The sequence below is a fragment of the Citromicrobium bathyomarinum genome (genome assembly GCF_021021475.1).
Taxonomy (GTDB): Bacteria; Pseudomonadota; Alphaproteobacteria; order Sphingomonadales; family Sphingomonadaceae; genus Alteriqipengyuania; species Alteriqipengyuania bathyomarina.
The window spans coordinates 810,539-826,733 of the sequence record NZ_JAINWL010000001.1 but is presented as its reverse complement, the minus strand read 5'-3'; the positions used below and the strand labels follow the sequence as shown (position 1 = coordinate 826,733).

At 65.7% G+C, this 16,195-nt stretch carries 19 protein-coding genes; 11 read left to right on the top strand and 8 right to left on the bottom strand.

Features of this window, described 5'->3' with window-relative positions:
• Window positions 1–6 precede the first annotated feature (6 nt).
• The 4 genes from K7H93_RS04235 to K7H93_RS04220 all read left to right on the top strand — a co-directional run bounded on the left by K7H93_RS04235 (window position 7) and on the right by K7H93_RS04220 (window position 2,318).
• A complete protein-coding gene (locus tag K7H93_RS04235) occupies window positions 7–159 on the top strand; it encodes a DUF2256 domain-containing protein (protein WP_230782630.1) in 153 nt (50 codons plus the stop codon).
• Complete coding sequence (locus K7H93_RS04230) at window positions 108–602, top strand: DNA polymerase III subunit chi (protein WP_230782629.1); 495 nt, start codon at window positions 108–110, stop codon at window positions 600–602. The genes K7H93_RS04235 and K7H93_RS04230 overlap by 52 nt, the downstream gene beginning before the upstream one ends.
• Before the next feature lie 97 nt (window positions 603–699).
• Window positions 700–1,122, top strand: coding sequence for a nucleoside-diphosphate kinase (ndk, locus tag K7H93_RS04225; protein WP_010234237.1), 423 nt, complete (start codon window positions 700–702; stop codon window positions 1,120–1,122).
• A 230-nt stretch (window positions 1,123–1,352) separates the two neighbouring features.
• On the top strand, window positions 1,353–2,318 hold the full coding sequence (locus K7H93_RS04220; RefSeq protein WP_230782628.1) for a diguanylate cyclase domain-containing protein: 966 nt from the start codon (window positions 1,353–1,355) through the stop codon (window positions 2,316–2,318).
• Window positions 2,319–2,431: 113 nt separating this feature from the next.
• On the opposite strand, the gene purN is transcribed toward K7H93_RS04220, so the two are convergent.
• Complete coding sequence (gene purN, locus K7H93_RS04215) at window positions 2,432–3,391, bottom strand: phosphoribosylglycinamide formyltransferase (RefSeq protein WP_230782627.1); 960 nt, start codon at window positions 3,389–3,391, stop codon at window positions 2,432–2,434.
• 135 nt (window positions 3,392–3,526) lie between these two features.
• The gene (purM, locus tag K7H93_RS04210) at window positions 3,527–4,624 is read right to left on the bottom strand and encodes a phosphoribosylformylglycinamidine cyclo-ligase (protein WP_230782626.1); all 1,098 of its coding nucleotides are present in this window, start codon (window positions 4,622–4,624) and stop codon (window positions 3,527–3,529) included.
• A 72-nt stretch (window positions 4,625–4,696) separates the two neighbouring features.
• On the opposite strand from purM, the gene K7H93_RS04205 reads away from it, so the two are divergent.
• Genes K7H93_RS04205 through K7H93_RS04190 form a run of 4 tightly spaced genes read left to right on the top strand, consistent with a single transcriptional unit; the run spans window position 4,697 to window position 7,716 of the window.
• Window positions 4,697–5,971 (top strand): heavy-metal-associated domain-containing protein, encoded by a 1,275-nt coding sequence (locus K7H93_RS04205; protein WP_230782625.1) that lies wholly within the window; start codon window positions 4,697–4,699, stop codon window positions 5,969–5,971.
• A gap of 46 nt (window positions 5,972–6,017) precedes the next feature.
• On the top strand, window positions 6,018–6,608 hold the full coding sequence (locus tag K7H93_RS04200; RefSeq protein WP_230783156.1) for a P-loop NTPase family protein: 591 nt from the start codon (window positions 6,018–6,020) through the stop codon (window positions 6,606–6,608).
• 29 nt (window positions 6,609–6,637) lie between these two features.
• Window positions 6,638–7,363 carry a serine O-acetyltransferase EpsC gene (gene epsC / locus K7H93_RS04195; RefSeq protein WP_230782624.1) on the top strand — a complete coding sequence of 242 codons (726 nt, stop codon included), beginning with the start codon at window positions 6,638–6,640 and terminating at the stop codon, window positions 7,361–7,363.
• Entirely contained in the window at window positions 7,363–7,716 is a 354-nt protein-coding gene (locus K7H93_RS04190) for a DUF2794 domain-containing protein (protein WP_010234252.1), read from the top strand. Before epsC ends, K7H93_RS04190 begins: the two co-directional genes overlap by 1 nt.
• 64 nt (window positions 7,717–7,780) lie before the next feature.
• Here the strand turns inward: K7H93_RS04190 and K7H93_RS04185 are convergent, their stop codons facing one another.
• From K7H93_RS04185 to K7H93_RS04170, 4 genes are all read right to left on the bottom strand, one after another.
• On the bottom strand, window positions 7,781–8,938 hold the full coding sequence (locus K7H93_RS04185; RefSeq protein WP_230782623.1) for a hypothetical protein: 1,158 nt from the start codon (window positions 8,936–8,938) through the stop codon (window positions 7,781–7,783).
• Between the two features lie 98 nt (window positions 8,939–9,036).
• A complete protein-coding gene (locus K7H93_RS04180) occupies window positions 9,037–9,966 on the bottom strand; it encodes an SDR family NAD(P)-dependent oxidoreductase (RefSeq protein WP_230782622.1) in 930 nt (309 codons plus the stop codon).
• Window positions 9,967–10,210: 244 nt separating this feature from the next.
• Window positions 10,211–12,361: a prolyl oligopeptidase family serine peptidase gene (locus K7H93_RS04175; RefSeq protein WP_230782621.1), complete on the bottom strand. Its 2,151-nt coding sequence runs from the start codon at window positions 12,359–12,361 to the stop codon at window positions 10,211–10,213.
• Between the two features lie 123 nt (window positions 12,362–12,484).
• Window positions 12,485–13,174, bottom strand: coding sequence for an HAD-IA family hydrolase (locus K7H93_RS04170; RefSeq protein WP_230782620.1), 690 nt, complete (start codon window positions 13,172–13,174; stop codon window positions 12,485–12,487).
• 60 nt (window positions 13,175–13,234) lie between these two features.
• On the opposite strand from K7H93_RS04170, the gene glmU reads away from it, so the two are divergent.
• From glmU to K7H93_RS04155, 3 genes are read left to right on the top strand one after another with little or no spacing between them, the layout of a single operon-like run.
• Window positions 13,235–14,590 carry a bifunctional UDP-N-acetylglucosamine diphosphorylase/glucosamine-1-phosphate N-acetyltransferase GlmU gene (glmU, locus tag K7H93_RS04165; RefSeq protein WP_230782619.1) on the top strand — a complete coding sequence of 452 codons (1,356 nt, stop codon included), beginning with the start codon at window positions 13,235–13,237 and terminating at the stop codon, window positions 14,588–14,590.
• A 5-nt stretch (window positions 14,591–14,595) separates the two neighbouring features.
• A complete protein-coding gene (locus K7H93_RS04160; RefSeq protein ID WP_230783155.1) occupies window positions 14,596–15,204 on the top strand; it encodes a hypothetical protein in 609 nt (202 codons plus the stop codon).
• The gene (locus K7H93_RS04155; RefSeq protein ID WP_230783154.1) at window positions 15,194–15,496 is read left to right on the top strand and encodes an HNH endonuclease; all 303 of its coding nucleotides are present in this window, start codon (window positions 15,194–15,196) and stop codon (window positions 15,494–15,496) included. The genes K7H93_RS04160 and K7H93_RS04155 overlap by 11 nt, the downstream gene beginning before the upstream one ends.
• 9 nt (window positions 15,497–15,505) lie before the next feature.
• On the opposite strand, the gene K7H93_RS04150 is transcribed toward K7H93_RS04155, so the two are convergent.
• Complete coding sequence (locus K7H93_RS04150; protein WP_230782618.1) at window positions 15,506–15,895, bottom strand: VanZ family protein; 390 nt, start codon at window positions 15,893–15,895, stop codon at window positions 15,506–15,508.
• Window positions 15,896–15,935: 40 nt separating this feature from the next.
• Entirely contained in the window at window positions 15,936–16,193 is a 258-nt protein-coding gene (locus K7H93_RS04145) for an ATP synthase F1 subunit epsilon (protein ID WP_054526215.1), read from the bottom strand.
• Window positions 16,194–16,195: the final 2 nt, after the last annotated feature.

Genomic DNA, 16,195 nt, shown 5'->3' with positions numbered 1-16,195 from the left:
CCCAGGATGCGCAAGAAGGGCGACCTGCCGAGCAAACCTTGCGCGGCCTGCGGGTTGCCCTTCGCGTGGCGCAAAAAGTGGGAGCGGGACTGGGACGCCGTGAAATATTGTTCGGAGCGGTGCCGCCGGGCGGTCAAATCTGCTGGCGCGGGCTCGTGAAGGTCGATTTCTGGCTCCTCTCCCGCGATCCGGCGGAACGCGTGGTCGCGATGATTGCCGAGCGTGTGCTGGCCAATGGCGGGCGCGCGCTGGTGGTCAGCGGCGATGCGGCGCAGCGCGAATCGGTCTCCACCACCTTGTGGGAGGCGCGGCCCGAAGCCTTCCTCGCCAACGGGCAGGCGGGCGGGGCGCATGATGCGGACCAGCCGATCCTGATCGGCGAGGCGTGCGTGTCCACCAACGCGGCAACCGCCTGCATCCTCGCCGATGGCCACTGGCGAGCCGATGCGCTGGCAGGCGAAACTTTCGAGCGGGTATTCCTGCTATTCGGCGACGAACAGCGCGAGGCGGCGCGGGTCGCGTGGCGCGAGCTGAGCGCGACCGACGGCCTCGAACGCAGTTTCTTCGAACAGAAGGACGGGCGCTGGGTTAAGGTCGCCTGACGTCCGCAGCAGCCCGCGCGGACTTGCCGTTGGCGTGGAAGCTGCTAGTGGCGCGCGCGACCAAATTCTCCCCCTACAATTCGCAAGGAACAAGACCATGGCGGTTACCCGCACCTTTTCGATCATCAAGCCCGACGCCACCCGCCGCAACCTGACCGGCGCGGTCACCAAGATGCTGGAAGAAGCCGGCCTGCGCGTCGTCGCCTCCAAGCGCATCCAGATGAGCGAAGACCAGGCGAAGAAGTTCTACGAAGTCCACGCAGAGCGCCCGTTCTACGGTGAACTGGTCGCCTTCATGACCAGCGGCCCGGTCGTGGTGCAGGTGCTCGAAGGCGAAGACGCCGTGAAGCGCAACCGCGACGTGATGGGCGCGACCAACCCGGCCGACGCCGAAGAAGGCACGATCCGCAAGGCCTTCGCCGAATCGATCGAAGCCAACTCCGTGCACGGCTCGGACAGCGACGAAAACGCCGCAACCGAAATCGCGTTCTTCTTCAGCGACGACGAGATTGTCGGCTAAGGTTCTAGTCTGACCGATGAAAAAGGGGGCTCCGGAGCGATCCGGGGCCCTTTTTTTATCCTCGTGGGCGGGGTCTATGCATTGGTCGGGGGCGCGCAAAACCGGTCCGCCCAGAAAACTCCGGGCTCGCTGCGCGGGCATCCGGTATACGCCCCCAATCCCCTGCCCATCGACCAAATGCCGCCGGTTCAGACACCGTCTTTTAAGATACCCGCACCTACAGACAGTTCATGTCGACGCTTATTCAGCAGGCCGATCTGTCCAGTCGCGCGCAAACCGCACCACCGCCGACCTGGCTGGGAAGCCAGCCTGGCAGGGTCGATCCGCTAGTCGACCGTGCCCTTGCTCTGGCAAAGGTCGGTGCCTGGTCCTGCAATCTTTCCGACAACGGGCTGAGCTGGACCTCGGGCGTCTACGATATCTTCGGATTACCACGCGAGACCGCGGTCGATCGGCGGCAAGCGCTCGATATGTACACGGACGAGTCCCGCGATGCGCTGGAGCGGCTCCGTACGGACGCCATAGCCCGAGGCGGCATCTTCACTCTCGACGCTCAAGTTAAGCGTGCCGATGGCGCAATGCGGTGGATGCGCATCCACGGGGAGATGATCCATCGCGTAGGCGAAGCTCCCATCCTGCAAGGGGTAAAGCAGGATGTGACAGAGGAAAAGCAGCGTTCGGAAGCGCTACGGCGTCTGGCCGAGAACGACGCGCTTACCGGATTGGCCAACCGTGCAATCTACGAAAGCAAATTCCTGAATGGGCGGCGAAATGGCTCAGCCGTTGGAGGAGTGGGCGCACTAGTCCTGTTCGATCTTGACGATTTCAAGACAATCAACGACGGGCGGGGGCATCTGGCCGGAGATGCCTGCCTCAAGGTATTCGCGGAGCGGTTGTCTGCGGTCTTTCCCGAAGCACTGTTGACCGCGAGGATTGGCGGCGACGAGTTCGCGGTCATCCTTGGCAATGATGAGCCAGCAGACCTGATCGAGGCGCGCATCAGCCGCTTCCTAAACCGCTTGCGTGCACCCATTCTGTGGCAAGGGCACATGTTCACCATCAGCGCCTCAAGCGGCATCGCGTTTCCGTCCGATCCCCATTCCTACGATGCCGAAGAGCTTTTTATCAGTGCGGACGCAGCGCTCTACGCTACCAAGAAAAGACGTCGGCGGGCGCGGGTGTCCGACCGCAGCTGAGGCGGGGCGAGCCGCTCGTCGATCCGAGCGGGGCGTGAGACCCACTCGCAAGTCTCTAAAGCGTCGCTCCGCAGATGCGGCAGTACTTCAAGCCAAACAGCGCTCCGAAAGCCCTAAAACTCCTCCGCCGCATCCATCAGCTTGGTCAGCCGCTTGGGGGCAACGCTGCGCCATGAGCGTTCCAGCCAGTGTTGCACCTGGTCCCAGTCGCAGTCGGGCCGGTTGAGCGCGATGCCGACCCAGCCGCTCGCGTGGTAATAGGCGGGGCGGAAGAACACTTCGGGATCGCGCTCGACCAGATCGGCGAGTTCGTCCTGCCCGCTCGTTTTGGCGAGCAGCGCGATCTGATGCGCGCCGTGGTGGCGGTCCGCGAAGTGGGCGAAGAACTTGCCGCTCTTGCCGGCGATCTTGAACCCGGGCGATCCGTGGCTGGTCGCCGCCTCCGCTTCGGGCAACTCCATCGCCAGCTTGCGCAGGCGTCCCAGCAGCCAGTCCGGGTCATAGGGGCGCGAGACGTAGTCGCCCAGCACGCGCGAGTAGAGCTGGTGCTCCGCGATCCGCACGCGGTGGGCGAGCGTCTCGGGCGTGTCGCCGCCGATCACCGCGACCTCCGCCTGGCCCAGCACCTCGCCACCATCCAGCTCGGTGGTCACGAGGTGGACCGATGCGCCGGCAAGCTCGTCGCCAGCCTCCAGCGCACGGGCATGGGGATCGAGCCCCTTGTACTTGGGCAGCAGCGAGGGGTGGATGTTGAGCATCCGGCCTTCCCACCGCTCCACGATGGCATCGTCCAGCACGCGCATATATCCGGCCAGCGCGACATATTCCGCGCCGCTTTTCCGAATCGCTGCATCCATCGCGGCATCGTGCTCGGCGCGCTTCATCCCCTTGTGCGAGAGGGCGAAGGTGGCAATGCCCTCCGCCTCGGCCAGCGCGAGGCCGCCCGCGTGGGGATCGTTGCTGGCGACCAGCACGATCTCGAACGGCGCGCCCTGCCTGCTGGCATAGAGCAGCGCGGCCATATTGGTGCCTTCGCCCGAAATCAGCACCGCGACTTTGGCGCGAGGCGTCAAAACTCCCCTCCCGCCTGCGGGAGGGGCAGTGAGCCTTGGTTTTGGCGTGAGCCAAAGCCTAGGCGCAGCGGGGTGGGCCTTGCGGCCCGTGCCCACCCCCGGCCCCTCCCGCCAGCGGGAGGGGAGGGATAACGATCAGTGATCATGCTCTGCAAGCCAGTCGCTCTGCGCCGACCATAGCCCGGCAGTGCCGTCGACATCGCAGCCGCGGGTCCCTTCGACGACCTCGCCGATGGTGAAGACGGTTTCGCCAGCGTCCTGAAGCCGCTGCGTAACCGCCTCTGCGTGCTCTTGCGCCACCATCAGCACCATGCCGATGCCGCAGTTGAAGGTGCGCGCCAGTTCCTCGGGCTCGATATTGCCCTGCGACTGGAGGAACGCCATCAGCCGCGGCTGCGGCCAGCGCTGCGCGTGGACCTTCGCGCGGGTGCCGTCGGGCAGCGCGCGCGGTATATTTTCGAGCAGGCCGCCGCCGGTAATGTGCGCCAGCCCGTCGATCAGGCCATCGCGGATCAGCGGCAGCAGGCTGCCGACATAGATCCGCGTCGGCTCCATCAGGTGATCGACCAGCAGCCGGTCCTGGTCGAACAGGGCGGGGCGGTCCATCTTCCAGCCCTTGTCCTGCGCCAGCCGCCGGACCAGCGAGAAGCCGTTGGAATGCACACCCGAACTGGCGAGGCCGATCAGCACATGGCCCGGAGCGATTCTCTCGCCGGTCAGCTGTGCCCCACGCTCGACCGCGCCGACGCAGAAGCCTGCGAGGTCATAGTCGCCGGGCGCATACATGCCGGGCATTTCCGCGGTTTCGCCGCCGATCAGTGCGCAGCCCGCCTGCTTGCAGCCTTCCGCTATGCCCGCGATCACGCGCTCAGCAACGCCGCTTTCCAGCTTGCCGGTCGCGAAATAGTCGAGGAAGAACAGCGGCTCCGCGCCCTGCACGATCAGGTCGTTGACGCACATTGCGACCAGATCGATGCCGACGGAATCATGCCGGTCGTGATCGATCGCCAGCTTCAGCTTGGTGCCGACGCCGTCGTTCGCGGCGACCAGCAAGGGGTCCTTGAACCCGGCAGCTTTGGGATCGAAGAACGCGCCGAATCCGCCGAGTTCTGCATCGGCGCCGGGCCGTGCGGTTGCGCGTACCAGCGGGCCGATCGCCTTGACCAGCGCGTTGCCCGCCGCGATCGAGACTCCGGCACCTTCGTAGGTGTAGCTTTTTTCTGGGTCGGTCATTGCGGCCCCGTCTTACGCTTTCGCGCTTGGAAATCCATCGCCACTTGGGCAAAAGGCCCGCGAGTTTCCCCGATGACCCTTCCGGCTTCCCCTTTCGCGCGCATCGCCCTTGTCTGTCTCGCCCTCGCTGGCGTGGGTGCCGCGCTGTATGGCGGGTGGGCGAACGCGCAGGTCGAGGGCGACCGCGGGATCGCGCCGCTGATGGTCAGCACCGACATCAATGTCGGCGGGATCGAGGTGAACATAACCGCCGACGATCCCGAGGAAGCGCGCCAGAAGGGCTGGCAGGAAGCGCAGCGCAAAGCGTGGGAAAAGCTGGGCGGACCCGACATTTCCGATGGCCAGCTGCAGGGCCTCGTCTCCGCGATCGTGATCCAGCACGAGGAAACCGGGCCGAAGCGCTATGTCGCCACGCTGGGCGTGACGTTCGATCGCCAGCGTGCAGCGGGCTATCTCGGGCGTTCGGGCGAGACGCAGCGCTCCGCACCGATCCTGCTGCTGCCGGTGACGGTCAGCGCCGGGACCGAGCTGATGTACGAACAGGCCAACCCGTGGCAGCGCGCCTGGGCAGAGTACCAGCCGGGCGCAAGCCGGGTCGATTATGTGCGGCCGGCAGGGCAGGCGGGCGAATCGCTGTTGCTGACGTATGGGCAGACCGGTCGCCGCAGCCGCAACTGGTGGGCGACGATTCTCGACCAGTTCGGCGCGGCCGACGTCCTCGTGCCGATCGCGCAGCTGCATTACGTCTATCCCGGCGGCCCGGTCGAAGGGCGTTTCGTGGCGCGCCACGGGCCCGACGACGAATATCTCGGCAGCTTCTCCCTGCGCGCGAGCTCGCCGCGCGAACTGCCCGCGATGCTGAACCGCGCGGTCGAACGGTTCGACGAGATGTTCGTCAAGGCGCTGGCCGATGGCACGATTCGCCCTGACAAGACGCTGGGCCGCAGCAGCGGGATGATGGACCGCGACATTGCCCGCCTGATCGAACAGAGCCGTGCGATCCTGGCCCAGGCGGAAGCCGCGCGCACTCGCGCCGCGACCGAGGAAGAGAACGTCGCCGATGCCAATGCCGCGCAGGCCGATGCGGCGGCGGGCGGCGACGCGCCGAGCATCATCAACCTGTTCATCAATTTCCCGACCCCCGATGCGGCAAGCTTCGAAGCGGGCCTGAACACCGTGCGCGGGACGCCGGGCGTGCGCGGAGCCTCTATCGGCAGCGCCGCGATCGGCGGTACTTCGGTGCTGAGCGTGACCTACGAGGGCACGATCGAAGAGCTGGTCGGCGCGCTGGCGCAGCGCGGCTACAACGTGCAGCGCGCGGGCAATTCGCTCAATATCAGTCGCTAGTCGGGGCCGTTAGGTGTCGCGCCCCTCTTCCCAGTTCGCGCTCCCCTTGCCTCCGGCGCAAGAGGGCGACCCGGCCAGCATCGTGATCGGCTCGGCCAATCTGGGGGTGGTCGAGGCGCTGCGCGAGCCGGAGCGCTGGCCCTTCCGGACCGCGATTTTGCGAGGCGAGCCGCGCTCGGGCAAATCGCTGCTGGGGCGCTGGTTCGCCCATGCCGGGCTGGGCGAGACGATCGATCCGGCCGACGCGATGGAGGAAACCGCGCTGTTCCACCGCTGGAACCGCGCGCAGGAAGAGGGTGCCGCGCTGCTGCTGATCCCCGAAAAGGCCCCGTGGGAGATCGCGCTGCCCGACCTCAGATCGCGGCTGGGCGCGGCTCTGGCGCTTGAAATCGGTCAGCCCGACGACGACATGATGCGGGACCTGATCGTCAGCCATGCGGCGCGCCGCGGGCTGATGCTGGGTGAAGACGCGCTGACCTATGTGGTTCCGCGCATGACCCGCAGCTTTGCCGCTGCAGAAAGGTTCGTTGCGGTGCTGGACCGTCTCGCTTTGGAACGACAGGCCCGCCCGACGCGTAACCTGTGCCGCGATGCGCTCGAAACCCTATATGGTCCCGATCAGGGCCGCTTGCTTTAGTCGGGGAACGGTGAAATGTTGAAAGCACGATGCTCGTGGGTCTGATCGACTATCTCGACTCCGTTAAGAAGCGGGACCCCGCGCCACGGTCGCGGTGGGAAGTGCTGCTCTATCCGGGCGTGCTCGCACTGGGGCTGCACCGGGTCGCGCACTGGCTGTTCGAAGCCAAGCTCTATTTCCTCGCCCGGCTGGTGAACCATTTCTCGCGCTTCCTGACCGCGATCGACATCCATCCGGGCGCAACGATCGGGAAATACTTCTTCATCGACCATGGCTTTACCGTGATCGGCGAGACCGCCGAGATTGGCGACTGGGTGACGATCTACCAGTGCGTGACGCTGGGCGGGACCAACCCGACCAACGGACAGCCAGGCAAGCGGCACCCGACGATCAGCGATTACGCCATCATCGGATCGGGCGCGCAGGTGATCGGCCCTATCACAGTCGGCCAGCGCGCGCGGATCGGTGCCAACGCGGTCGTCACCGACGACGTGCCAGAGGGCGCGACGATGATCGGCATGAAGGCGCGATCGACCCTGGTGCCTGCCGAGGAATGGCTGCGCGAGTTCATCCCCTACGGCACTCCGTGCGACGAACCGTGCGAAGACCAGTCGACGGTCGGCAAGCGGCGCGCGGACGCGATGGAGGCGGAACTCGCCGCTCTGCGTGCCGAGATTGAGGCGCTGAAGGCGGATCGCGCGGCGCCCGGGGCGCCGGAGCGCGACCCCATGCGCCGCAGCGGATCGGGTAGCTGATGGCAGCCGGTCCCGGCGGCACCGTACTCGCTTTCCCCGGCGCGAAACCGAGCCAGGTGGGCTTTGCGCGCGAAGAGCTTATGCGCATCCTCGATCTGTACGGCCGGATGGTCGCGGCGGGCGAATGGCGCGATTACGCGATGGATTTCGGGCGCGATGCGGCCAGCTTCGCCGCCTTCCGCCGCGCTGCCGAACGCCCGCAGGCGCGCGTGGAAAAGCGCCCTTCCTTGCGCAACAAGCAGGGCATGTGGACCTTGTTCGGCGAACACGGCCAGATCCTCAAGCGCGGACACGAGCTGGCGGGCGTCCTCGCCCCGCTCGAACGGCGGCTGGTCAAGGCGATCGAGGACTAGGCGTAGAAAAGGCCCGCCATCCACGAGGATGACGGGCCTTCTTCTGATGTCCGACGGTAGGCCGCTACGCCGCCACCAGCACCCGCTCGCTGCTGGGCAGCGCCTCGCGCCAGTCTTCGGGTATGATCCCAAGGACGCCGCGCCGGATTGGGGCCCAGAAGGCCGACAGCGTCAGCAGGGCAGAGCCGATCACCAGCGCGGTGAGCGCCACGGTCAGTTCCACCGCGCCGAAGCGGTCGAATAGGAAGGCGAGCGCGAACAGCACGTAGATTAGCGCCGAAACCAGCAGTGCGCGCCGGTCGACGATCAGCGCGACGATTCCGAATACGATGTAGATCGCCAGCACCGCGATCGCCTTGCCGATTCCGATATCCGATCCGCCGACCACGCCCAGTGTGGAGAAGATCGGGTGTGCGATCATCGGTGCGGCGAGTAGATGGAGCCAGAAGGCCACATCGCTGCGCCGGGTGGTGCGCGCCGGGTCCTGAAGATCCCACCGCATTGCGAAGGCGAACACTGCGAGGCCTGCGACGAAGACCAGCCACAGCGCAATATTGCCCTTGTCGATATCGAGCGGTGCTAGCGCCGACAGCGCCAGCCCGATCGCCGTCGCCGAGAGCGCCGCCGCGCCCGCTGCAATCGTGATCGGCACCTTGAAGCGCAGCCAGTGCAGCCACGCAGCGAGCGCGGCGATCAGGCCTGCTCCAGCCACGAAATAGCCTGCCAGCGGCTCGCCCTGTTCGGTCCCCACCAGCACCACGCCGAGCGCGGTAGTGCCGACGAACACGCCGCCCACGAAGGCCAGCAGCAGGATGATGCTGGGCAGCGCCATGCGCCGCCTGCGGGTGAAGAACTCGGCCAGCGGCCACGCGGTGAGCGCGACCAGCCCGGCGGCGATGGCGACCGATACCGCGGTGCTCAGGCTGCTTTGCTGCTGGTAGGCGGCCCATGCGGCTTCGGAGGCCTCGACCGACCAGTCCCAGGCCTGCACCGGTACGATAAGCTTGCCGATCTGCTGCCCGATCGCACCTGCGGCGAACAGCATGATCGCGATGCCGATCGCGACGAAGATGTCGTTGAAGGAGTTGAGGAGCCGGAAATTCTCCTCGTCCCCGCGCGAAATGCCGCGCACCTCGCTCATGTGCGCACGGAAGGCTGCCGCAGCATCCTCCGAAAGCGCGCCCGCCGCGACGGCGGAATTGATGTCTTCTTCGGAATACACCGGCCAAGCCTCCCCTGCCTGTTCGGAAAGGGAGGCTATGACCAGTGTGTTAGCGTGTCAATACAGCCCGACGGAGCGGGTCTGTCGTTCGTCGGTGATCAGCCGCGAGCCGAGTCGGGCCCGGTGCCGGTGACCTTCTGCATCGCGGCGAGGATCGCGCCCGACTGCTCGGCACCCGACTGCGGGGCCTTGAGGTTGGACTGCTCGCTGATCTTGGCCCAGTTGGCGGCGAAGCCTTCGACGGTACGCTCACCCTCGGGCAGCCACACCGCGTCGTTCATCACCACCCATGCCGAGTGGAAGCCGCCCGCGCCCGCGCCGACGATGGCATTGGTCGGCGAATCTTCGCTGACGAGGTAGAGCGCTGCGGGGACCACGTTTTCAGGCGCGAACAGCTCGAACGCTTCCTTGGGGAACAGGTCTTCGGTCATCCGGGTGCCCGCGACGGGGGCCAGAGTGTTGACCTTGATGTTGTACTTCGCGCCTTCGATCTGGAGCGTCTTGGTCAGGCCGGCGAGGCCCAGCTTGGCTGCGCCGTAGTTGGCCTGGCCGAAATTGCCGAACAGCCCGGTGGAGCTGGCGGTCATCAGGATGCGGCCATAGGCCTGCTCGCGCATGGTTTCCCACACGGCCTTGGTCGCGTTGGCCGATCCATTGAGGTGCACGTCGACCACGAATTCGAAATCGGCCGGCTCCATCTTGGCGAAGCTTTTATCGCGCAGCACGCCGGCATTGTTGATCAGGACATGGACCCCGCCCCACTTCTGCTTGGCGTCGGCGACCATCTTTTCCATCTGCTCGTATTCGGTCACCGATGCGCCATTGGCCATCGCCTCGCCGCCAGCCTTCTCGATCTCTTCGACCACGGCAGCCGCCGCGTCGGACGAACCGGTGCCGTCGCGCGAACCGCCCAGATCGTTGACCACGACCTTCGCGCCGCGCCGCCCGAGTTCGAGCGCATAAGCGCGGCCGAGGCCCCCGCCTGCACCGGTGACGATTGCGACTTTGTCTTTGAACGAGATGCTCATGAGTGTCTCTCCGCTAGGGTTCCAGAACGTGAAAATTGGCTGCGGAGTGGCAGGTTCCAGCCATTCTGGCAACACCGCGCGGGATGGACCGCCATGCCGTAGGGGCAGGCCGTGGGCGGTTCGAGCTGGATCATAGACTCCCCTCCCTTGAGGGAGGGGTTGGGGGTGGGTGTACGACCTTTACTGCCAGCGCCGTACACCCCCACCCAACCTCCCCCTCAAGGGGGAGGAGCGGTCATGTCCCTCAGTCCGCCAGCTGCTGCAGCAGGTAGACCACCTGCATCGCGCGCAGCGTCGCGCGCTGTTCGTTGTCTACGCCGCCCGAATGGCCGCCCTTGGTATCCTCGTAATAGAGGTAATCGTCGCCCTGCGCCGCCATGCGCGCGGCGGCCTTGCGCCCGTGGCTGGGGTGCGTGCGGTCGTCGGCGGTGGAGGTGACGAAGAACACCCGCGGGTAGTCCTTCTGCTCCAGCAGCTTCTGATAGGGGGAGTAGCCTTCGATCCATGCGCGCTGTTCGGGAATGCGCGGGTCGCCATATTCGCCGATCCACGAGGCTCCGCGGCCGATATACTGGTAGCGCAGCATGTCGAACAGCGGGATCTGGACGATCGCGGCGTTGAACAGGTCGGGTGCCTGGGTGAAGGCAGTGCCGACCAGCAGCCCGCCCTGCGATCCGCCTTCGACGCCCAGATGCTCCGGGCTGGTAATTCCGCGTGCGACCAGATCGCGGCCGACAGCGATGAAATCGTCCCACGTGCGCTGCTTGTTCTCGCGAATGGCGCTCTGGTGCCAGTTCGGGCCGAACTCGCCGCCGCCACGAATATTGGCGAGGACGTAGGCATTACCGCGCTCAAGCCACATCTTGCCCGTGCTGCCGAGATAGGAGGGCAGGCGCGGTACCTGGAAGCCGCCATAGCCGCCCATCAGCACCGGGGTGCTGCCATCCATCGCCATGCCCTTGGGCTTGACGAGGAAGTAGGGGATTTTGGTGCCGTCCGGGCTGGTCGCCTCGAACTGTTCGATCTCCATGCCCGCGGCATCGAACCGCTCGGGGCTTTCCTTGACCACTTCCAGATCGACGCCGTTCTCGGCGTAGTAATAGGTGCCCGGCGACAGGAAATCGGTCGAGGTAAACATGATCTGGTCGGTCTCATCCGACGCCGTTGCCACGCCGACGGTCGCGTTCTCCGGCAGGGCGATCCGCTGGCTGGTCCACGCGCCATCGACGTAATCGAACTTCAGCACCTGCCCCCGGACATTGTCGAGGATGCTGACATAGAGGCTGCTTTTGGTGGAGCTTGCGCCGCGCTTTGTCTGGCGATCGGCGGGCTTCCACACCAGCGTCTTCTTGGCGCCGTTGGGATCGGCTTTCCATTCTTCCAGATCGGCGGAGACCAGCGAGTCCGCCGGGAACGTCTGCCCCTGTGTTTCCCAGTCGACATCGGTCGAGAACAGGATCTGGCCGTCGATGATGCCATAGGGGCCGGCCTTGGCGGGCAGGTCCAGCTTCACCCACTCGCCGTCCATTTCGTAGAAATATTCTCGCTCGTGGAAGGATACGCCGCGATAGGCCATGCGCCCGTGGATCGTGCCTTCGCCATCGCGCAGCAGGTAGGCCCCGGCAGAGACATCGCTTTTCTCGCCCCGGAAGATTTCCGGCGCATCCTCCAGCGCGGTGCCGCGCTTCCACACGCGGGTGGTGAAGGGGTAGAAGCTGTCGGTGACGGTGCCGTCGCCGAAATCGCGGCTGACCAGCAGCGTGTCCTGATCGACCCAGCTGGCGCTGCCCTGGCTTTCGGGCAGTTCGAAACCGCCATCCACGAAGTCGAGCGTGTCGAGGTCGAACTCGCGCGCAATGCTCGCATCCTTGCCGCCATCGGACAGGTAGACCATGCAACGTGTGCCGTCGGGCGGCAGGCAGGTCATCCCGCCATAAACCCATTCCTTGCCCTCGGCTGCGGCAAGCGCGTCGACATCGAGGATGGTCTCCCATTCCGGATTGTCGGTCCGCCAGCTTTCAAGCGTGGTACGGCGCAGGATGCCCTTGGGATTTTTCGCGTCCTGCCAGAAATTGACCAGGCCATAATGCCTGAAAGAGACGCTGGGGATGCGGTCCTCGGCGTCGTAGATCGCCAGCGCTTCGGCCTTCAGTGCCTCGAACCGGGGGTCGGTCTGCAGCGCGGCGACGGTCTTTTCGTTCTCGCTCTCGACCCATTCGAGCGCGCGCTCGCTGCGGGTTTCCTCCAGCCAGATGAAGGGATCGTTCTCGGCTTCGAAGTCGGGTTCAACCACGGCGTTGGTATCCTGCGCGGCAAGCGGGCTGGTGAGAAGCGGCGCGCAAGCGACCGATACGGCGAGCGATGCGATGATCGCGCGGATGGAGGTGGATTTCATCGGCTGGCTCCCCCTGGAACGGATGAAAGTGAGTGAAATGTGAGGCACTTGTCCCGCGCGGGGCGGGGCTTGCCAATGTCGCTCGACGGAAGCGGCTGTCTGTTTGTCGATTGCGCGCCCGCATCAGGCGAGCCCGCGAAGCGCAGGGATCAGCGCATCGAAGCTATCGATCACTGCGTCCGCGCCCAGATCCTGCGCAGGCTTGTCGCAATAGCCGTAGCCTGCCGCGACCACCGGTACGCCTGCCGCGCGCGCAGCCATCACGTCGTAGGTACTGTCGCCGACGAAGGCCAGGCGCCGCGACCCGCACCGCTCCATCGCGGTGAGGACGGGATCGGCGGCCGGCTTGGCGCGGAAATTGCCGTCCGCATCCTTGCCCAGACTGTCCCCGCCGATCAGCGTCACGAAGCGGTCGGTCAAATCCAGCTGCTCGAGAATCTCGGCAGCGAAGCCTTCGAACTTGTTGGTCACCACCGCCAGCTTCACGTCCATCGCCGCCAGCTCGTCCAGCGTCTCGATCACGCCGGGGAAGGGCTGCGTGTGGACCGCATTGTGCTGCGAGTAATAGCGGAGCAGCGTCTTGTAGAGAGGGCGGAAGTCTTCCTCCGCCATGCTGCCGCCCTGGGCTTCGATCGCGCGGGCGAGCATCACTTTCGCGCCGCCGCCGATCAGTCCCTCCACCTTCTCGCCAGGCACCTGCTGGTAGCCGCCATCTGCCAGCGCGTGGTTTACCGCCGCGGCAAGGTCTGCCTTGGTGTCGAGCAGCGTGCCGTCGAGATCGAGGCCTATCGCGTCAAAGGGAAAATCGCTCATGCGGGCCTGCGTGGCGAAACCTTCTTCAATCTGCAAGCCGATGGTGGCACAGCCCCGCATATGACAGATTTCGCAGCCATCATTCTCGCCGCGGGCAAGGGCACCCGCATGAAGTCCGACCTGCACAAGGTGCTCCACCCGATTGCGGGGCGGGCGATGCTGCATCACCTGATGGCCTCGATCGACACGCTGGGGCCCAAGCGCAAGGTGGTGGTGGTCGGCGCAGGCCGCGATCAGCTGGAAGCCGCGCTGGGCGACGATGCCGAAACGCGCGTGCAGGAGCCGCAGCTTGGCACGGGCCACGCGGTGCAGCAGGCGGAAGAGCCGCTGGGCGATTTCACCGGCGATGTGCTGGTGCTCTATGGCGATGTGCCCTTCGTGCGCGGGGAGACCATGCGTGCGATGCTCGACCGGCTGCATGCCGAGGATGCGCCCAAGGTGGTGGTGCTGGGCTTCGAACCGGAAGACGCGCTCGCCTATGGCCGCGTGATCGCGGACGACGAGGGCCGGATTTCCAAGATGGTCGAGTTCAAGGACGCGAACGAGGAAGAGCGTGCGTGCACCTTGTGCAATTCGGGCCTGATGGCGGCGCGTGCGCGGGACATGTTCGACCTGCTGCGCCGGGTGGGTAACGACAATGCGCAGGGCGAATATTACCTGCCCGACATCGTCAATATCGCGATCGCCGATGGCGACACCTGCGCCGCCGTGACCGCGAGCGATCCGGGCGAGGTCGCCGGCATCAACAGCCGCGCCGAACTCGCCCGCGCCGAAGCGCAGTGGCAGGAGCTGAAGCGCGAGGAAGCGATGGCGAACGGGGCCACGCTGCGCGCGCCCGAAACCGTGTTCTTCAGTTATGACACGCAGATCGGGCGCGATGTGACGATCGACCCCAATGTGGTCTTCGGCCCCGGCGTGCGTGTGGCCGATGGCGCGCATATCAAGGCCTTCAGCCATCTGGAGGGTGCGACCGTGGGCGAAGGCGCGCAGGTCGGCCCCTATGCGCGGCTGCGGCCCGGCGCGGTGCTGGAGAAGGACGCCTTCGTCGGCAATTTCGTCGAGATGAAGAAGTCGACGCTGGGCCAGGGTGCCAAGGCGAGCCACCTCACATACCTCGGCGATGCGGAGATAGGTGCGGGCGCGAATATCGGCGCGGGTACGATCACCTGCAATTACGACGGCTACTTCAAGTACAAGACAACCATCGGAGAGCGCGCCTTCATCGGCTCCAACTCCGCGCTGGTCGCCCCGGTCACCATCGGGGCGGACGCGATCGTCGCGGCGGGCAGCACGGTGACGCGCGATGTCGCGCCGGGCGAGTTGCGGATGGAGCGGGCCGAGCAGTCAATCAAACCCGGCTGGGCGGATCGTTTCCACGATACAATGAAGAAAAAGAAAAAGGGTGAAGCCAAGTGAAGAGAATGATTCTGGTCGGCTGCGGTGCGCTTGCGCTGGCGGCTTGTGGCGATGCTACCGCGGAAACCAGCGGGGCGAGCGCGGATTACGCCGTCGAAGCTCCCGCGAAGGCTGCGGACGAGGCTTCCGGGGCGCAAGAGGACGCTGCGCAAGCCGATGCTTCGGTCGATGAGAAATCTCCCGCTGTGGCGAAGGTGGCCTGCGCATCCGACGAGCGGGAGCTGTTTTCCTGCGCAGCCGGTACCAAGCGGATCGCCGTATGCGGCGTCACCAATGCGCAGGGGCAGAAGACCGCGCAGTATCGGTTCGGCGGTTCGGGCAAGCCCGAGATCGTGCTCGACGGTGGGCGCTTTGCCAGCGTGGCCTACTCGGGCGGTGGCGAGGCTCAGATAGAGTTCGCCAATGGCGGCGTGCGCTATATCGTTTATAGCCGCACCGTGCGTACCGGCTTCGATGAAGAGGGCAACAAGCCCGAATTCACCGATGGCGTGCTGGTGGTGCGCGGCGGCGATGTGATTGCCGAGCGCAATTGCACCGCCAAGATCGAATCGGTCGATGTGATGGCGGGCGATTCCTACGGCGGCGTCGCGGACGAGCTGTTCTATTACGACTAGCCGCAAGGCATCCGGGACCGGGCGCGATGATGGTCCGCTCGTCTGCTGGCTATGCGGGCGGCCCATAGCGACCCGGCTGCAATGGCATCATCCGGTGCCCAAGGCGAAGAAGGGGCGGGCGACCGTGCCCGTCCACCCGATCTGCCACCGCACGATCCACGCCAATTTCACCAATGCGCAGCTGGCCAGGATCGGCGACGATCCGGAGCGGCTGAAGGACAATCCGGCGTTGGCGAAATTCGTGCGCTGGATCGCGGACAAGCCGCCCGATTTCCACGCGCCGACGCGTTAGCGAAGGACGCTAGTCGCTCAGCTTTTCGCGCAGTTCTTCGGTCAGTTCGGGCGCAAAACGCAGCACCAGCCGCGCGGTGACGAGGCCGATCACGATCCCGACTATGTCCGCAAACAGATCGTAGATATCCGCATCGCGGCCGATCAGATCGAGGCCCTGAACGATCTCGATCAGCCCGCCGAACGCGGTCAGCAGCGCGAAGATTCGAACCGCGCCTGCTTTGGGCCACCCGGCATAGGCGAGCCCGGAGAGGACGAAGAACGCAAAGGCGTGATTGACCTTGTCGTTCATGCTCTCCGGCCCCGGCGCGGTCGGCAGGATGGCGAGCGCGAAGGCACCCAGCGCGGCCACGACCAGCGCGATCCGCGCGAAGCGGGCAAGGCGGGGGGAGACGATCATGGCGCGACCCGTGGGAGGGGCAGGAGCCCCGGCCAGGAAATCAGCCTTCGACGTGCTCGGCGAGGATGGTCAGCCCGTTCTCGCCCACTTCGGCGAAGCCGCCGCGCACTTCGATCGTTTCGGGGCTCGCACCGGCGGTCTTGAAGATCTGCACCGCGCCGTCGCGAATCGTCGACATGAAGGGCGCGTGGCCTTCCAGCACGCCGAATTCACCCTCGGTCCCGGGCACGACGACCATGTGCACGTCGTCGCTGCGCACGTGGCGGGCGGGGGTCACCAGTTCGAAGTGGAGGGGCATAA

What these genes read in the sequence shown, in the direction of transcription:
- K7H93_RS04235 (WP_230782630.1), top strand. Translation starts at nt 7, where the DNA reads ATGCGCAAGAAGGGCGACCTGCCGAGCAAACCTTGCGCGGCCTGCGGG.
- K7H93_RS04205 (WP_230782625.1), top strand. Translation starts at nt 4,697, where the DNA reads ATGACCCTTCCGGCTTCCCCTTTCGCGCGCATCGCCCTTGTCTGTCTC.
- K7H93_RS04180 (WP_230782622.1), bottom strand. Translation starts at nt 9,966, where the DNA reads ATGAGCATCTCGTTCAAAGACAAAGTCGCAATCGTCACCGGTGCAGGC.
- K7H93_RS04190 (WP_010234252.1), top strand. Translation starts at nt 7,363, where the DNA reads ATGGCAGCCGGTCCCGGCGGCACCGTACTCGCTTTCCCCGGCGCGAAA.
- ndk (WP_010234237.1), top strand. Translation starts at nt 700, where the DNA reads ATGGCGGTTACCCGCACCTTTTCGATCATCAAGCCCGACGCCACCCGC.
- epsC (WP_230782624.1), top strand. Translation starts at nt 6,638, where the DNA reads ATGCTCGTGGGTCTGATCGACTATCTCGACTCCGTTAAGAAGCGGGAC.
- K7H93_RS04220 (WP_230782628.1), top strand. Translation starts at nt 1,353, where the DNA reads ATGTCGACGCTTATTCAGCAGGCCGATCTGTCCAGTCGCGCGCAAACC.
- K7H93_RS04150 (WP_230782618.1), bottom strand. Translation starts at nt 15,895, where the DNA reads ATGATCGTCTCCCCCCGCCTTGCCCGCTTCGCGCGGATCGCGCTGGTC.
- glmU (WP_230782619.1), top strand. Translation starts at nt 13,235, where the DNA reads ATGACAGATTTCGCAGCCATCATTCTCGCCGCGGGCAAGGGCACCCGC.
- K7H93_RS04145 (WP_054526215.1), bottom strand. Translation starts at nt 16,193, where the DNA reads ATGCCCCTCCACTTCGAACTGGTGACCCCCGCCCGCCACGTGCGCAGC.
- K7H93_RS04160 (WP_230783155.1), top strand. Translation starts at nt 14,596, where the DNA reads ATGATTCTGGTCGGCTGCGGTGCGCTTGCGCTGGCGGCTTGTGGCGAT.
- K7H93_RS04175 (WP_230782621.1), bottom strand. Translation starts at nt 12,361, where the DNA reads ATGAAATCCACCTCCATCCGCGCGATCATCGCATCGCTCGCCGTATCG.
- K7H93_RS04170 (WP_230782620.1), bottom strand. Translation starts at nt 13,174, where the DNA reads ATGAGCGATTTTCCCTTTGACGCGATAGGCCTCGATCTCGACGGCACG.
- purM (WP_230782626.1), bottom strand. Translation starts at nt 4,624, where the DNA reads ATGACCGACCCAGAAAAAAGCTACACCTACGAAGGTGCCGGAGTCTCG.